This is a genomic window from Parafrankia sp. EAN1pec (assembly GCF_000018005.1).
Taxonomy (GTDB): domain Bacteria; phylum Actinomycetota; class Actinomycetes; order Frankiales; family Frankiaceae; genus Parafrankia; species Parafrankia soli.
In genome coordinates, this window is record NC_009921.1 from 1,031,628 (window position 1) to 1,047,233 (window position 15,606).

The following is a 15,606-nucleotide window of genomic DNA, read 5'->3' on the forward strand; positions in this document are numbered from 1 at the left end:
CGGTCCGGGCCACCACACGCGGGAGCGTGCCGACCACAGGCCGCCCGTCCAGCACGGGGAGCTCGTCCACGACGGGTAACGCCGGGGCCACCGGCGGCACACGCGACGAGACGACCAGGCGCGTCGGCGGGAAACGGGACGGTGCCGGCCCACGGGGCCCGGCCGCTCGCGCGACATCCGGCCGGGAACCAGCCGATCGGGAGGCATCCAGCCGGGAGGCGCCCAGCCGGGCTACGGCCGCACGGGAGGCAGCCGCCGCGCCGAAGGGGCCGGCGGGCCGGCAGGGCGCCGTCCCGCCGGGGGCGTCGGATGGTGCCGCTGCCGCGAAGACTCCGCTCGTCCGGGAAGGCCGTGCCGCCCAGAACGGCTCGTCTTCTCAGAACGGTTCCGCTACCCGGGATGCTGCCGGGCGGAATGGCTCGTCCTCTCAGAACGGCGCCGCCAGCCGGGACGCCGCCGCGCGGACTGGCTCCATGGGCCCCGAAAGCGTGGCCCGCACGCCGATCGCGTCGCCTACCGGGGATCCGGGTCGGCGTGACACCGCGTCCCGCGCGGGCGCGCCGGAGCGTGACGGTGGCGGGCGTGGCGTTCAGGGCACGGGCGCCGCTTCCGGCCCGGGGCCCGCGCCAGGAGCGGGATCGGCCCCTGGCGCGCCGGCTGCCCGGGGAGGCTCCGATCCGGGCAGCGCCGCGAAGGCGCGTGTGACGGCGCAGCCGCGGCCAGCGGTTGCGCGGGAGAGCTCGCGGCCCTCGGTTCCGCCACCGCAGGGCCCGCTGCCGTCGGCTTCGCGGGAGGCCGTCCCACGGGAGAGCAGCCGTGAGGCCGTCTCGCGGGAGGGCACCCGGGGGAGCGTCTCGCGGGAGGTCAGCCGGGAGGCGGTCTCGCGGGAGAGTGCTCGGGGGAGTGTTCCGCGGGAGGTCAGCCGGGAGGCGGTCTCGCGGGAGACGGGCCGGGCACCGGTCTCGCGGGAGACCAGCCGTGAGGCCGTCTCCAGGGACGGTGCCCGGGGGAGCGTCCCGCGGGAGGGCCTCCGTGAGACGACCTCGCGGGACGCCGACCAGCGCGGGGCCGGCCGGCCGTTGGCCGACCCGCTGGTGGATCTGGTGGGGCCGCGGCGCGCCCCGCGCCCGCCCACGCCGCCGCCCTCGGAGCTTGCGCCATCCGGTAGGTCTGCGCCCTCCTCGGCCACGCCCGCCCCATCCGCCCCATCTGTACCAGCGACCTCGGCGGCTGGGACGTCGGGCGCTGGGAAATCGGCACCCGCCTCCGCAGCAGGGGGGTCGACGTCTGGTGTGTCCACGACCGATGCGGCCAGAGCAACGGCCGACGCGGCGAGAGCCGCGAGCGCGGCGACGCACCACCGCGCGGCCGCTCCGAAGATCCGCCATGGCCGGCGGGCGCTCGTGATCACTGCTGTGATCGCCGGACTGCTGGGGGGAGCGACCGGTGGGTGGGTGACGAGCCTGATACTGGGTGACTCCGAGGGGACGTCGTCGCCGACAGCGTCCGCCGAGGCCGCGCCGACGGTCATCGACCCCGGCTCGGTGGCCGGGGTCGTCGCGCGAGTGCTGCCGTCCGTTGTGACCATCGACGTGACGGCGGGGGCCGAGGGCGGGAACGGCTCCGGGGTGATCATTCGGTCTGAGGGCTACGTACTCACCAACAACCATGTCATCGCGCCGGCGGCGAACGCGGGTGGCCAGGTAATGATCACGATGAGTGATGGCGCCGAGCCCGTGCTCGCCGAGATCGCCGGACGGGACGCCTCTTCAGATCTTGCGGTGCTGCGCATCCCCGGGGCCTCCGGCCTGCCGGCGGCGACGCTGGGACGGTCCGGTTCGCTGGTCGCCGGCGCTCCGGTGATCGCGATCGGTGCGCCCTTCGGACTCTCGGGGACGGTCACCACGGGGATCGTCAGCGCGCTCGACCGGAACCCGACCGTGCCCGCCGAGGGCGGCGGGGCGTCCGTGATCATCGGAGCGATCCAGATCGACGCGGCGATCAATCCCGGGAACTCCGGTGGCCCGCTGCTCGACGCCCGTGGCCAGGTCGTCGGCCTGAACACGGCGATCGCGACGGCGCCGGGCGGGCAGGCGCCGTCGGGCAGCGTCGGCGTCGGGTTCGCGATCCCCATCGACTACGCCGCGTCGGTGGCGGACGAGATCATCCGCACCGGGCGGGCCACCCACCCCTACACCGGAGTGTCGGCCGCGACGGTCACCGCCGCCGAGGCCCGGGCGCGCGGCACCACCCCGGGCGCGATCATCCGTGACGTCGAGCCGGCGGGCCCCGCGGCCGCGGCCGGGCTGCTGCCGGGCGACATCATCACCCGGGTCGACGACACGGTCGTCACCAGCACGAACGATCTCACCGCGGCCACCCGGCTGCACCACGTCGGCGACACGGTGACCGTGACCTTCCAGCGCAACGGAGTGGAGAGCACAGCGCGGGTGGTCCTCCAGGAACAGTCGCCCGGCTGATACCGCTCCGGCCGTGCCTGCCCCGGCCCCGTGCCTGCGCGGCGGGGCACGCGGTGGCACATCGGTGGGGTGGCCAGGCGCCTGGACGCAGGCCTGTCCCGGGGCGGAACCGCCTGGTCGGGTGCGCGCGCCCGGACAACGCGGCCGGCGGCCCAGGTCGCAGTGGCGCTCAGGACACCTGTTCGTCATGTTCGAGCCCTTCGCCGGCGGCGGCAGGCGGGGTACTCTGACCGTTGTGTTCAACGGCGTCGGGTGGGGCGAGGTAGTCGTACTGCTCCTGATCGGGCTGTTCGTCTTCGGGCCCGATCGGCTGCCCAGGGCCGCCCGCGACGCGGGCCGGATGCTGCGCCAGTTCCGCCAGATGGCGAACGGCATGCGCAACGACCTGCGGTCCGAGCTGGGCCCCGAGCTGGCCGACCTCGACCTGCGGGACCTGCATCCCAAGACCTTCGTCCGCAAGCACCTCTTCGAGGGCGACGACGACTCGCTGTTCCCGGCCTACCCGGGCAAGCGCACGTCGTTCGACTCGCTGCTGGGTGAGGACGAGCCGCCGGCCACGCCCGCGCTGACCAAGGCCCACCTGCCGGCCGGCACCGAGAGCAGCACGGCGGCCAAGGCGGGCGCGAAGCCGGCGAACCGGCCGTCGCTGACCAAGCCGAGCCCGGCTGGCGGCACGGCTGTCGCGGCCAGCTCGCCGCCGCCCGCACCCGCGCGTGTGGAGCGGGCCGAGTCGACGTCGACCCCGCCCCCGTTCGACCCCGACACGACCTGACATCCCGGGCGCCAGGCGCCGGATGCGCCAGTCTCCGCAGGACCCCGCTGGTAACCGGCGGGGCCTTGTGCGTCCGCCCAGTTCGTGTCGCCGCGAAGGCCGTCCTGACGGGGTCGGGATGACCTGGGTATCCGTTCCGTCGAGAAAGCCGCCGAGCCCCTGCCCGGCGGCTTTCTCGTATCCGGTCCCCGGTCGCGTTCCCCGCGCGGCGGGTCTCCACCGCGCGGGGAACGTCTCGGTCCGGTCGGGTCGGCTTTGCTTCAGCCGAGCCAGCGTTGGTTCAGCCGGCCGGCATGCTCCCGCCCGCCGCAGAGCGTCTAGCGGCGGGCGGGGCTGATGTCCAGCGAGCGGCCGGACAGGCCGCGGGAGCGGAAGGTCAGCCGCTCGGCGACGGCGCGCAGCGCCTTCCCGGCCTCGGAGTCGGGGTCGGAGAGGACCAGCGGCTTGCCGGAGTCGCCGCCCTGCCGGAGGCGGACGTCCACCGGGACCTGGGCGAGCAGCGGCACCTCGTGGCCGAGCACCCTGGTCAGCCGCTCGGCGACGGCCGCGCCGCCGCCCTCGCCGAACACGTCGACGCGTTCGCCGCAGTGCGGGCACGGCATGTAGGCCATGTTCTCGACCACGCCGACGACGTTCTGGTGGGTCTGGACGGCGATCGTCCCGGCGCGCTCGGCGACCTCGGTCGCGGCGAGCTGGGGTGTGGTCACCAGTAGCAGCTCGGACGAGGGAACCAGCTGGGCCAGGGAGATCGCGATGTCCCCGGTGCCGGGCGGCAGGTCGAGGAGCAGGACGTCGAGGTCGCCCCAGAAGACGTCCGAGAGGAACTGCTCGAGGGCTCGGTGCAGCATCGGGCCGCGCCAGGTGACGGGCTGGTTGCCGCGGGTGAACATGCCGGTCGAGATGACCTTCACGCCGTGGGCCTGCGGTGGCATGATCATCTTTTCGACCTGTGTGGGTGCGCGGTCGATGCCCAGCATCCGGGGGACGGAGTGGCCGTAGATGTCCGCGTCGAGGACGCCGACGGCGAGCCCCGACCGGGCCATCGCGGCCGCCAGGTTGACGGTGACCGACGACTTGCCGACGCCGCCCTTGCCGCTGGCCACCCCGTAGACCCTGGTCATCGACCCGGGCTGCGCGAAGGGGATGACCCGCTGCGGGGTGCCGCCCCGCAGCTTCTCGTGCAGGGCCGTCCGCTGCTCGGCGGTCATCACCTCGAGGGTCACCCGTACGTCCCGGACGCCGTCCACACCATTGACGGCGCGGGTGACCCGGGATGTGATCTCATCCCGCATCGGGCAGCCGGAGACGGTCAACAGGACGACCACATCGACGGATCCGTCGTCGCGAACGTGGGCCGAATCCACCATGTCCAGTTCGGTGATCGGCCGTCCGATCTCCGGGTCCAGCACGGTCGCGAGGGCGGACTGGATGGCGTCGGACGAAGGCAGGGCTGGTGGCAAGGGAAACCTCGGTCGCGGGTCGACATCCTCGGTCGTGGCCGACCTCGGATGTGGCATAGCGGGGGGCTCGGGGTGCCGGACCGTGCTCGACGGGTCCGGCGCAGTCGTGTTCGGGATCGGCCCGCCGGGGTGTGTACCGCCGGGACGGGTGAGTGGACGGGTCACGTTGCGCAGATCGCGTGTAGGTCGTGTACCGGGCGCGACCTCGTTCCACGATAGCCCGCGCGTGGGCGGCTGGGCCGGCCCGGCAGTGGGGGGCGGAACACGGTGGGGCAGGCGGCGCCCGGCGTGCGGGAATGCGGGGACCCGGGTGGCACGTTCGGCCGGGCGCATGGGTACAGCCGGGCACAGTGGTGCGGTCGGCCCTTGACGGCGCCTGAGATCCGGGCGGGACCGTACCGACTCGTCGTACTCTGATCCACGTGGGGCGGGAGAATTCGACCGTGGCCGAGCAGAAGGTGGCCGAACCCGGGAGATCCGAGCCCGGGCGGGCCCAGTCCGAGCCGGCTGGGTCTGGGCCGGCTGGGTCTGGGCCGGTTGGGTCTGGGCCGGTTGGGTCTGGGCCGGTTGGATCTGGGCTGGCCGAGCCGAGATGGATGGTGGACGCCCGCGGCATGCGGGCCTGGCGGCAGCTCCTGCGGGCGCACGCGCACGCCACGCGGCTCCTGGAAGCCGAGCTCGAGGCCGCGCACCAGCTCCCGCTCGCCTCCTACGACGTCCTCGTGCAGCTTGCCGAGGCACCCGGGTACCAGCTCCGGATGAGCGAGCTGGCGCAGAAGGTGCTGCTGTCCCGCAGTGGGCTGACCCGGCTGGTCGACCGCCTGGAGCGGGAGGGCCTGGTGGAACGCCGCTCCTGCCCGTCGGACGCCCGCGGCACGCTGGCGACGCTCACCGACACGGGGCTGAAGCGGCTGAGGGACGCCTCGGGAACCCACCTCCGAGGGGTGGCGCGGCACGTTCTCGACCATTTCACCCCGCAGGAGCAGGATCTCCTCGGGGATCTGCTGAGCCGGCTCGGCGGTCCCGAACCCACGCCCGCGCCCGGCACCGGCTGCGGCTCCGGTGTCTGACCGCCCGGCGCCCCGCGGTTGACGGCCGTCGGCCCCGTCGCCGGGTTCGCTAAGCCCGGATCGGGCTGGACCCGCTGGCCTTCGCGACCAGCGCCTCGTAGTTTTCCCTGGATGTCGTCTCCGACCCGAGGCCCCGCCGATCGCGGTCGCCGTGGAAGTCGCTCGAGCCGGTGGTCACCAGACCGAGATCGGCGGCGATCTCCCGCAGCCGGGCCCGGGCCCACGGTGTGTGATCCGGGTGGTCCACCTCGACGCCGGTCAGCCCGTCCCGGGCCATGGCGGCGATGATGTCGGGCCCGACGGTCTCGCCGCGGGAGGTGGCGAACGGGTGCGCGAACACACTCACGCCCCCGGCGTCCCGGATCAGCCGCAGCGTCTCGTGGACGTCCGGCTGGACCTTCTCGACCCAGAAGCGCCCACCCGCGCCGATCCACTCGCGGCTGAACGCGCTGTTCACGTCGGGTACCAGGCCCGCCTCCACCAGCGCGGCCGCCACGTGCGGACGTCCGACGGTGCCCCGGGCCAGCTCCTGGACCCGCTCCCAGCGCACCGGGTGACCGGCCGCGGCGAGCCGCTCCACCATCCGGCGGGCGTGCGTGGCCCGCTCCTCCCGCAGCCGGGCCCGGACGGCGGCGAACCGGGGCTCGGCCCGGTCGAACAGGTAGGCCAGGACGTGCATCGAGATCTGATGCCCGTTCACCGCGACCCGGCAGGAGATCTCCGCACCGGGCACCAGCGTCATACCGGCAGGTAGCGCCGCCGCGGCCCGGTCGATCCCGCCGGTGGTGTCGTGGTCGGTCAGCGCGAGCACCTCGAGGCCCGTCGCGGCGGCGAGCCGGACGAGCTCCGCCGGGCTGACAGACCCGTCCGACGCGGTCGAATGGGTGTGCAGGTCGATTCCGGAGGACGGGCCGGGGACCAGGCCGGACGTCGGACCGAGGGTCGGGGCGGGACCAGAGGCCGGGGCGGGAGTTGTGGGCAGCGCGACCTCCTTGAGCCGATCCGGCCCACACTATCCGCCCGCCCGGCCACCCTCCGCCGGCGTGACGGCCTGTGCACGCCCCGCCATCAGCCTGGGCAGGAGCGAGCAGAGGTCCTGGTGCCAGCGGCGCAGCTCGGCGGCGGTGGGAGCCAGCTCGTAGGCATGCTGATGGCCAGCCCGTGACAGCGCGTACCAGGCGGCGCCGGCCTCGTCCGCGGCACCCGGATCGGTGAAACTCGGCAGCACCAGCAGCTGGGCCCGCATCGAGAGCCGGACGAGCTCCGGCCGGCCGTGCGCCCGCCACACCTCGTCGACGGCCTGCTCCACGGCGAGCCGCAGCAGCCAGGCGCACAGCCGCGGCCACGACCCGTCCGCCGCCGGGGTCTCCCGCCGTAGTAGGCGGTCGGCTTCGGCGAGCGCCACCGCGGGGTCCAGTCGCAGGTCCGGCGATGGCGACGGCGACGCCGACTGCGGCGGCGAAGGTGACCGCGAAGGCGAAGGTGACCGCGGCGACGCCGGCCGCCGGCCGCGGGTCAAGCCAGGGTCCGGATGTGGTCCGTGAGCCGGCCGGTGTCGCGGACCAGGCTCAGCAGGTTGCCGTCGTACCCGACGTGCACGCCGTCCCGGACGGCCCGGAACGTGTCGGCGGCCCACGGCGCGTGGCCGTCGAGGCGGCGCAGGACGCCGCGGGCCCGGCGCGCGTCGTCGAACAGGGCCAGGGCGGCCTTCTCGCTCACCGAGTGCGCCGCCGCGAGCGCCGCCTCGACCTCGGCGTGGCGCGCTCCCGCACCGAGCCGGCGCCGCCGGACCACCTCGTTGCACGCAGTCTCCACCGCCGAGCGGCACATCGCCGGGACGAGCATCATCGCCAGGTCGCGGGGCAGGTCACCGGTCCGGGCGAGCGCCCGCGCGTCCGCGAGATGGCGCCCGACCGGATCGAGGTTCCCGCGCAGCCGCACCAGCGACCCCTCGCGACGGACCACGTCGAGCACCGTCGCCGGCAGCCGCAGCCGGCGCACCGCGTCGGCCAGCCGATCATCATGGGTGAGGACGACGACCTGCCGAGTCTCGGCAACCTGGGCGAGTACGCGCGCCAGCCCGTCGACCTTCGCCGGGTCCATCGACTGCACCGGGTCATCGATGATGAGGAAGCGGAACGGGCTCGCGTCGCTGGTCGCGCGGGGCAGGAACAGCGCCAGCCCCAGCGCGTGCAGCTCGCCCTGGCTCATCACGCCGAGCGCGGCGCCGTCCACCCCGTCGACGGTGACGTCGAGGTCGACGCGCCGCTGGTTGGCACTGCCGGTGAGGCGCACCGGGCCCAGATCGACGTTGCTCTCCTGGCGCAGCATCGACCAGATCTGGGCCGACCGCTGCGCGAAGGGCCGCATCCGCTCGTCCCGCAGCCGTTGGGTCGCCTCCCGCAGCCAGTCAAGAGCCTGTCGGACGTCGGCCAGCGCCTCGGCGTCGGCATCGACCGCCCGCGCCGCCCCGACCCAGGCGGTGACCCGGGCAGCGAGCGGACGCCAGTCGGCGTCGGCGCGGTCGAGCTCGTCGCGGGCGGCCGCCCGCAGGGCCTCGACCGCCCGCAGCAGCGGAGGGTGGGCGGACTCCAGCCCGTCCGCGACGGCCAGCGGGTCGGAGTCGTCGCGCAGCCGTGCCCACCGGCGCCAGGCCATGCCCGCGGCCGCGGCCAGCGCGGCCAGCACGCCCGTGCTCCCACCGGCGGTCAGCGGCCCGGAGGGAGCCAGGGGCCCGGAGGGAGCCAGGGGATCAGGGGTGGTCAACGGCTCGGGGGCGGGTGCGAGCAGCAGCGCGACGTCGGCCAGCGCGGCGGTGAGGCCGGCGCGCACGACCAGCACGGCCGCGGCCCGCTCCCGCTGGCGGGTGACCTCCGCCCGTGTCGCGTGCCACCACCGCTCGTCGAGCCGCCCGACCCCGCAGACCGGGCACGGCCGGCTCCCGCTCCCACCCCGGCCCCGATCGCCGTCCTCGGCACCCTCAGATGACGGACCACCCGCGTGGACGGCGTTCTGATGCTCGTGGTGGTCGAGCGCGGCGGCCAGCAGGTCGGTGAGGCGGGCCGCGTCGCCGGCCGCCGTCGCCGCCAGCCTCGTCTCCTCGGTCGCGAGCGCGCGCAGTCGCACGGCGAGCTCCCGGACGTCGGACTCCGCCGGCACCCGCAGCCCCAGCAGTTCCCGCAGCCCCAGCAGTTCCCGCAGCACCGCCGGCTCCCGCAGCACCGCCGGCTTCGCGGGCGGCGCGGTGCTCGGCGCCGGCAGGCCCGCCGCGACGGCCCAGGCTCGGTCGAGATCGGGACGTGCGGCGTCCCGCAACGCGTCGGCGGCCTCGACTGCCCGCGGGTCCGTGCTGCGCCGCAGCGCCGCGAGCAGGGCGGTGTGCTCCTCCCGCGAGCGGCGCGCGGCCTCGGTGAACCGGCTGCGCGCCGCGCTCAGGCGTCGCGCCGTGTCGACCATCTCGTCCAGCCCGAGGATCGCGTGCAGCGCATCGAACATCGCGCTGGGACGTCCGCCGAGGAGATCGCCCAGTTCGGCGTAGGACAGGAACGGCCGGTAGGTGGACAGAGCCCAGTCCCACCCGGACGGTGACCACGCCCCGCCGTCCGAGGCGCGGATCTCGCCGGCGCCCTCGTCCAGACCGGCGCCCTCCGGCCAGGTCCGGGTGACGGTGACCGGCTCGGGGCGACCCTCCACCGTGCAGGTGATCTCGACCCGCGCGGGCCCGGTGCTGTGCAGATTGCGCCAGCCGCCGCGCCAGACGGCCGCCCGCCGTGACCAGCGGCGGGTGTCGCCTGTCAGCGCGATCTCGGCGGCCTCCGCGAAGCTGGACTTGCCCGAGCCGTTACGTCCCGTGACGAGAGTCAGACCCGGCCCGGGCCGGAGGGGGAGCACCGCGAGCGGCCCGATCCCACGGAACCCCTGCACGCCGATCGACTCCAGGTGGACGGCCGGCTCACCCGACCCCGTCCCGCCCAGCCGGGCGGTGCCGCCGCCTGGGGCGGTGCCGTCATCTGAGGTGGCGCCATCGCCCGGCTCGTTGGTACCAGGCGTCCCGCCGCGTCGGGCGAGCTCCACGGCGAGCGGGCCGTCGCCGTCCAGGGCGGCCAGTAGCAGGTCACGGACCCGCGCCGGCAGGGCGTCCTGCGCCATCTGCGCGGCGAGCAGGTCGAGTACCGAGTCGGGGGCCATCCTGTTCTTCCGGTCGGGAGCGGGCGGGGCGAAATGTTAGACCCGGTGTGACCGGACCGATCGGACTGGTCGCCCTAAATCCGGCTATCTAGTCAGATCGGTCGGGATGGTCGGCTGATCGTCGCCCCCAGTTCACCCCACTGTGGTGTGATCAGGGCCGTGACGCGGGACGAATACTCACCCGTGCCCGCGCCCATGCGGCCGGGCCGGCGGGCGGTGCTCCTCGGTGGGATCGGCGGCCTGGCCGCGGCGGTCGTTGGCGGCTGCGGCGGTGGTTCCGGGCCGGCGCCGTCCCCCGCGCCGACCCTGCGCGCGCCGACCCCCATCCCGGGGATCCGCGACGGGGTCTTCTCACTCGGCGTGGCCAGCGGCGACCCGCTGCCCGACGGGGTGATCCTCTGGACGCGGCTGGCGCCGGAACCGATGGCCGGTGGGGGCATGCCCAGGCGCGACGTCGAGGTCGACTGGCAGGTCGCCCGGGACGAGAAGTTCGCGGACGTCGTCCGTGCCGGCACCCAGCTCGCCACGACGTCCTTCGCCCATTCGGTCCATGTGGACGTCCGCGGCCTGGAGCCCGGGCGGGACTACTACTACCGGTTCCGGGCGGGCGACGTCCTCAGCCCGGTCGGGCGGACCCGTACCGCGGCCGCGCCGGGTTCGCCCGGCGGTGAGCTGTCCTTCGCGCTCGCGAGCTGCCAGGACTTCCAGAACGGGTACTGGCCCGCCTTCGACGCGATCGCCGGCGACCGCCCGGACCTCGTCCTGCACGTCGGGGACTACATCTACGAGTACGACCCCGACAGCAGGTACCCCGACCGCCGGCACACCACCCCCGAGAAGTCGGGGCTCGACCAGCTCCAGACCCTCGCCGACTACCGCAACCGCTACGGGCAGTACAAGTCCGACCCCGCGCTGCAGGCCGCCCACCACGTGGCCCCGTGGGTCGTCGCGTGGGACGACCACGAGGTCGAGAACAACTACGCCGGCCTGGTCGACGAGAGCGGCGACACCGGCCCCCAGCACCAGGACCCGCAGGTCTTCGCCCGGCAGCGGGCCGCCGCCTACCAGGCGTACTACGAGCACATGCCGATCCGCGCCGAGCTCGACCCGGGTTCGCCGGACCTGCGGATCTACCGCCGGCTCACCTTCGGTGACCTGCTGACGCTCAACGTGATGGACACCCGCCAGTACCGGACCCCGCAGCCCGGGTCACCGCCGGACGGGATCGGCGCCATCCGGCTGGGCGACGACAACACCGCCGGGACCATGTCCGGCACCGCCCAGGAGGCCTGGCTCGTCGACGGCCTGCGCACCTCCCGGTCGCGCTGGAACGTCATCGCCCAGCAGACGATGGCCGCCCAGCTGCACGGCCAGCTGCCCGGTTCCGAGGTGCTCACCAACCTCGACCAGAACGACGGTTACGTGCCCTACCGGACGCGCCTGCTCTCGGCCGTGCGTGACACCCGGGTCGCCAACCCGGTGCTGCTCGCCGGGGACATCCACTGCGCCTGGGTGAACGACCTGCGGGTCGACTTCGACCGCCCGGAGACTCCGGTGATCGCGACCGAGTTCGTCTGTACGTCCATCAGCTCGGGCTTCTTCCTCATCAGCGAAGATTTCGTCCGGGAGAACAACGCGCAGCTCAACCCGCACGTGCGCTATTTCCGCGGTGACCTCCGGGGCTACACCCGCGTCACCGTGACACCCGACGAGTGGCGCGCCGACATGCGGGTCGTCGAGACGATCGCGAAGCGGGACGCCCCCGCGTCGACCGACGCGACCTGGGTCGTCGAGGCCGGGAGGCCCGGCGCGCAGGAGGCCTGAGCCTGCACCGGCGACGAACAGCGGCTTTTGAGGTCAGGCGCCAGGTCCGGCATCAGGTCTGGCACCGGGGGTCCGGCGCCGGGGCGGCGCCAGCTGGCCGCCACGGATCAGCCGGGGCCGGCGGTGGGGTCGCGGACGGCTGGTGGCCGTAGGCTTTGCCGCGGCCGGCAGGGCGTCGGCGGGGAGGGAACGACGGATGACCGAGCCGGGCACGGCCAGCAGCAGCACCGCGGCGCGGGCCGAGGTGCCCGACGCGGCGGTGGACCGTTCGAGGCTCACCGTCGTGGTCAACCCGAAGGCTGGCGGCGGCCGGGCGGCGAAGGTCCTCGACGGCGTCCGCGCGGCGCTCGCCCGCTGGGCCGAGGACGTCTCCGTCGAGACCACGAAAAGCCTCGAGCACGCCGAGGAACTAGCCCGCTCGGCCGTCGCGGCGGGGCGGGTGACCGTCGCGCTGGGTGGTGACGGCCTGGTCGGCAGGGTGGCGGGCGCCGTCGCCCGGTCGGGCGGCGTGCTCGCGGTGCTGCCCGGCGGCCGGGGCAACGACTTCGCGCGAGGACTGGGCATCCCGCGTGATCCGGCACTCGCCGCGACCGCGCTCGTCGCGGCCGTGGAGCGCAGGGTGGACCTGCCGGAGGCGAACGGGGTGCCGTTCGTCGGGATTGCCAGCCTCGGGTTCGACTCCGACGTCCAGGTGATCGCGAACCGGACGACCTGGCTGTCCGGCCAGAGCGTCTACACCTACGCGGCGTTGCGCGGGGTGGCGGCCTGGAAGCCGGCCCGGTTCACCGTGACCATCGACGGCGAGCCGCCACTGGAGCACGTCGGGTGGACGGTCGGCGCGGCGAACGGTCCGTACTACGGCGGCGGGATGAAGTTCGCCCCGGACGCCGACATCGCCGATGGCCGGTTGGAGATCGTCCTGGTCGCGCGCACCGGGCGGTTCACCTTCCTTCGGTTGTTCCCGCGCATCTTCTCCGGCCGGCACGTCGAGGTCCCCTACGTCCAGGTGCGGCGGGGCGAGCGGCTCGTCGTGGACGCGGACCGCCCGTTCCAGGTCTACGCGGACGGCGACCCGATCGCCGACCTCCCGGCTGAGATCGTCGTCCGGCCCGGGGCCCTGCGCCTGCTCACGCCGCCCCAGGCCTAATGACCTGACCTGCCCGTGCCCCGCGGGCGGCCGGCGGGCGAGGGCTAGCGCAGTTCGGGGGTGGCGTGGTAGTCGGTGACGCCGGCGACCTCCGGGTAGTGCAGGTCGAAGGCGGGGCGCTCGGAGCGGATGCGCGGCAGCTGGTGGAAGTTGTGCCGGGGCGGCGGGGAGGACGTCGCCCACTCGAGGGAGTTCCCGTACCCCCACGGGTCGTCGACGACGGCGAGCCGGCCGCGGCGGTAGGAATTCCACACGTTGTACATGAACGGCAGTGTCGAGACCCCGAGCAGGAAGCTGCCAGCGGTCGATATCGTGTTCAACGTGGTGAATCCGTCGCCCGGCCCGTAGTCGGCGTACCGCCTGGGCATCCCCTGCATGCCCAGGTAGTGCTGCACCAGGAACGTCAGGTGGAAGCCCAGGAAGACGGTCCAGAAGTGGATCTTGCCGAGCCGGTCGTCCATCATCCGGCCGGTCAGCTTGGGGAACCAGAAGTACGTGCCGGCGAACGCCGCGAAGACGACCGTCCCGAACACCACGTAGTGGAAGTGGGCGACCACGAAGTAGCTGTCGCTGACGTGGAAGTCGATCGGCGGGCTCGCGAGCATCACCCCGGTCAGCCCGCCGAGGAGGAACGTCACGAGGAACCCGAGGCAGAACATCATCGGGGTCTCGAAGCTCAGCTTGCCCCGCCACATCGTCCCGATCCAGTTGAAGAACTTGATACCGGTCGGGACGGCGATCAGGAACGACATCACGGCGAAGAAGGGCAGCAGTACCGCGCCGGTGACGAACATGTGGTGTGCCCAGACCACGATCGACAGGGCGCCGATGGCGATGGTGGCGAACACCAGGCCCTTGTAGCCGAAGACCGGCTTCCGGGAGAAGACCGGGATGATCTCGCTGATGATGCCGAAGAACGGCAGGGCGATGATGTAGACCTCGGGATGCCCGAAGAACCAGAACAGGTGCTGCCAGAGGATGGCGCCGCCGTTCTCCGAGTCGAACACGTGGGCGCCGAAGCGCCGGTCGGCCTCCAGCGACAGCAGGGCCCCAGCCAGCACCGGGAACGCGACGATCACCAGCACGGACGTCACGAGGAACGTCCAGCAGAAGATCGGCAGGCGGAACATCGTCATACCGGGGCCGCGCAGGGTGAGTATCGTGGTGATCATGTTGACCGCGCCGAGGATCGTCCCGAGCCCGGAGACGACGAGGCCCAGGATCCACATGTCCGCCCCGACCGACGGGCTGAACGTCTTGTTGTTCAGTGGGGCGTAGGCGAACCAGCCGAAGTCCGCGGCGCCGTCCGGGGTGAGGAAGCCGGCGACGACCATCAGCCCGCCGAACAGGAAGAACCAGTACGAAAGGGCGTTGAGCCGGGGGAACGCGACGTCCGGCGACCCGATCTGCAGCGGTATGAGGAAGTTCGCGAAGGCGAACGCCAGCGGCGTCGCGAACAGCAGCAGCATGAGCGTGCCGTGCAGGGTGAAAAACTGGTTGTACTGCTCGTTCGAGAAGTACTGCAGACCCGGCCGTGCCAGCTCGGCACGCATCATCATGGCCAGGATCCCGGCGAGGATGAAGAACCCGAACGACGTCACCGCGTACAGGACGGCGATATCCTTGTGCGAGGTGGTGCGAAGATATCCTAGCATGTTCGTGCGTGGCCGGGAGTGTCCGGCTTCCGCGTGTTCGACGGCGTGGCCGGACGGCTCGCGCAGAATAGTCACTCCGGCTCCCGGTTCTGACCTGTCGAACGGGCGGGAGCCAGAATCGTAGCGCGATGAAAGGCGCCGCATGCTCGATTTCGAGGCCAGCACCGGCCGATGTCGCTTCCGCGCTCCGACTCCCCGACTCGCCGGCGTCAGACCCGGATTCCAGACGCCCTGCTGCCCGGCGCCCCGGCACGTCACGGGCAACGGCCTGCCGGGGCGTCGGCGCGATGTCAGCGGATCGACAGGTGCGAGCCCGCCGCGCCGAACAGCAACTGGTCGACCAGCCGCGGATCGTCCCGCAGGTCCTCCATGACGAGGTGCTCGAGCAGTAGCAACGCCGCGTCCGCCGGCCACAGCACGCACCACAGCCAGACGCCCAGCGCCTCCCCGACGAACGCCGCCCGATCGGGTGGTGCGGCAATGGGCCAGAGCGCCGTCGGGTGCCCCGCCGCCTCGATCTTGGCCTCGGGCACCTCGACGAGGCGCTCCGGGTCCGGCACCGCCAGCCCGGCCAGCCGGCTGCCCAGGCCCACCCGCGGTGTCTCGGCCACCAGCACCATCTCGGCCGGCCCGCCAACCGGCGACGGCCCGCTCGCGGCGAACGCGGTCGCGTGCGCACCGGTCCGCTCGTCACCCGCCCAGCCCACGCCGCTCACAAACCAGTGGACCGGCATCGGGGACGGCAGCCAGACCGGCACCTGGCTGGTCCGCCCCAGGTTCCGCAGCACCTGCTCCCGCGAGGACCGTGCCTCGTGGAACGGTTCGACATCGCCGTGCGACTCACACCGCCACCTGTCACTCCACAGGTCCGGCGGCGCCAGGCCGCCGAGACAGGCAGGGCACACCGGCGGGGCGGTCACCGCTCGCCGCCGGGCGACGCGGGGCCGGGCGACCCCCCGTCCCCGGGCGGTCCGTCCCCGGAGGACCTCTCCCTGAGCGACCTGTTCCTG

General features: G+C 73.6%; 12 protein-coding genes. 5 read left to right on the plus strand and 7 right to left on the minus strand.

The features are described from left to right. Positions 1–589 precede the first annotated feature (589 nt). A complete protein-coding gene (locus tag FRANEAN1_RS04315; RefSeq protein WP_041253678.1) occupies positions 590–1,189 on the minus strand; it encodes a hypothetical protein in 600 nt (199 codons plus the stop codon). Positions 1,190–1,292: 103 nt separating this feature from the next. Here FRANEAN1_RS04315 and FRANEAN1_RS04320 point away from each other — a divergent pair, with 103 nt between their 5' ends. Together FRANEAN1_RS04320 and tatB are read left to right on the plus strand one after the other, a co-directional pair. Continuing rightward, positions 1,293–2,480 (plus strand): trypsin-like peptidase domain-containing protein, encoded by a 1,188-nt coding sequence (locus tag FRANEAN1_RS04320; RefSeq protein WP_347176982.1) that lies wholly within the window; start codon positions 1,293–1,295, stop codon positions 2,478–2,480. A 235-nt stretch (positions 2,481–2,715) separates the two neighbouring features. Further along, entirely contained in the window at positions 2,716–3,252 is a 537-nt protein-coding gene (tatB, locus tag FRANEAN1_RS04325) for a Sec-independent protein translocase protein TatB (RefSeq protein WP_041255473.1), read from the plus strand. A gap of 317 nt (positions 3,253–3,569) precedes the next feature. On the opposite strand, the gene FRANEAN1_RS04330 is transcribed toward tatB, so the two are convergent. Further along, entirely contained in the window at positions 3,570–4,712 is a 1,143-nt protein-coding gene (locus FRANEAN1_RS04330; RefSeq protein ID WP_041253679.1) for an Mrp/NBP35 family ATP-binding protein, read from the minus strand. 596 nt (positions 4,713–5,308) lie between these two features. On the opposite strand from FRANEAN1_RS04330, the gene FRANEAN1_RS04335 reads away from it, so the two are divergent. After that, positions 5,309–5,782 (plus strand): MarR family transcriptional regulator, encoded by a 474-nt coding sequence (locus FRANEAN1_RS04335; protein WP_020458534.1) that lies wholly within the window; start codon positions 5,309–5,311, stop codon positions 5,780–5,782. Positions 5,783–5,831: 49 nt separating this feature from the next. Here the strand turns inward: FRANEAN1_RS04335 and FRANEAN1_RS04340 are convergent, their stop codons facing one another. The 3 genes from FRANEAN1_RS04340 to FRANEAN1_RS04350 all read right to left on the minus strand — a co-directional run bounded on the left by FRANEAN1_RS04340 (position 5,832) and on the right by FRANEAN1_RS04350 (position 9,970). After that, positions 5,832–6,680 (minus strand): PHP domain-containing protein, encoded by an 849-nt coding sequence (locus FRANEAN1_RS04340; protein WP_157472330.1) that lies wholly within the window; start codon positions 6,678–6,680, stop codon positions 5,832–5,834. 114 nt (positions 6,681–6,794) lie between these two features. After that, entirely contained in the window at positions 6,795–7,187 is a 393-nt protein-coding gene (locus tag FRANEAN1_RS04345) for a hypothetical protein (protein ID WP_347176983.1), read from the minus strand. Between the two features lie 110 nt (positions 7,188–7,297). Beyond that, positions 7,298–9,970: an AAA family ATPase gene (locus tag FRANEAN1_RS04350; RefSeq protein ID WP_020458537.1), complete on the minus strand. Its 2,673-nt coding sequence runs from the start codon at positions 9,968–9,970 to the stop codon at positions 7,298–7,300. Between the two features lie 195 nt (positions 9,971–10,165). Here FRANEAN1_RS04350 and FRANEAN1_RS04355 point away from each other — a divergent pair, with 195 nt between their 5' ends. Both FRANEAN1_RS04355 and FRANEAN1_RS04360 read left to right on the plus strand, forming a co-directional pair. Then, on the plus strand, positions 10,166–11,794 hold the full coding sequence (locus FRANEAN1_RS04355; RefSeq protein WP_347177199.1) for an alkaline phosphatase D family protein: 1,629 nt from the start codon (positions 10,166–10,168) through the stop codon (positions 11,792–11,794). Positions 11,795–11,990: 196 nt separating this feature from the next. Then, positions 11,991–12,941: a diacylglycerol kinase family protein gene (locus FRANEAN1_RS04360; protein WP_020458539.1), complete on the plus strand. Its 951-nt coding sequence runs from the start codon at positions 11,991–11,993 to the stop codon at positions 12,939–12,941. A 44-nt stretch (positions 12,942–12,985) separates the two neighbouring features. Here the strand turns inward: FRANEAN1_RS04360 and ctaD are convergent, their stop codons facing one another. Further along, entirely contained in the window at positions 12,986–14,671 is a 1,686-nt protein-coding gene (gene ctaD / locus FRANEAN1_RS04365; RefSeq protein ID WP_020458540.1) for a cytochrome c oxidase subunit I, read from the minus strand. A 215-nt stretch (positions 14,672–14,886) separates the two neighbouring features. Next, complete coding sequence (locus FRANEAN1_RS04370) at positions 14,887–15,516, minus strand: DUF6758 family protein (RefSeq protein WP_041253681.1); 630 nt, start codon at positions 15,514–15,516, stop codon at positions 14,887–14,889. Between the last annotated feature and the right edge of the window lie 90 nt (positions 15,517–15,606).

Coding starts and splice junctions, on each gene's coding strand:
- FRANEAN1_RS04335 (WP_020458534.1), top strand. CDS start 5,309: ATGGTGGACGCCCGCGGCATGCGGGCCTGGCGGCAGCTCCTGCGGGCG.
- FRANEAN1_RS04350 (WP_020458537.1), bottom strand. CDS start 9,970: ATGGCCCCCGACTCGGTACTCGACCTGCTCGCCGCGCAGATGGCGCAG.
- FRANEAN1_RS04355 (WP_347177199.1), top strand. CDS start 10,166: ATGCGGCCGGGCCGGCGGGCGGTGCTCCTCGGTGGGATCGGCGGCCTG.
- FRANEAN1_RS04360 (WP_020458539.1), top strand. CDS start 11,991: ATGACCGAGCCGGGCACGGCCAGCAGCAGCACCGCGGCGCGGGCCGAG.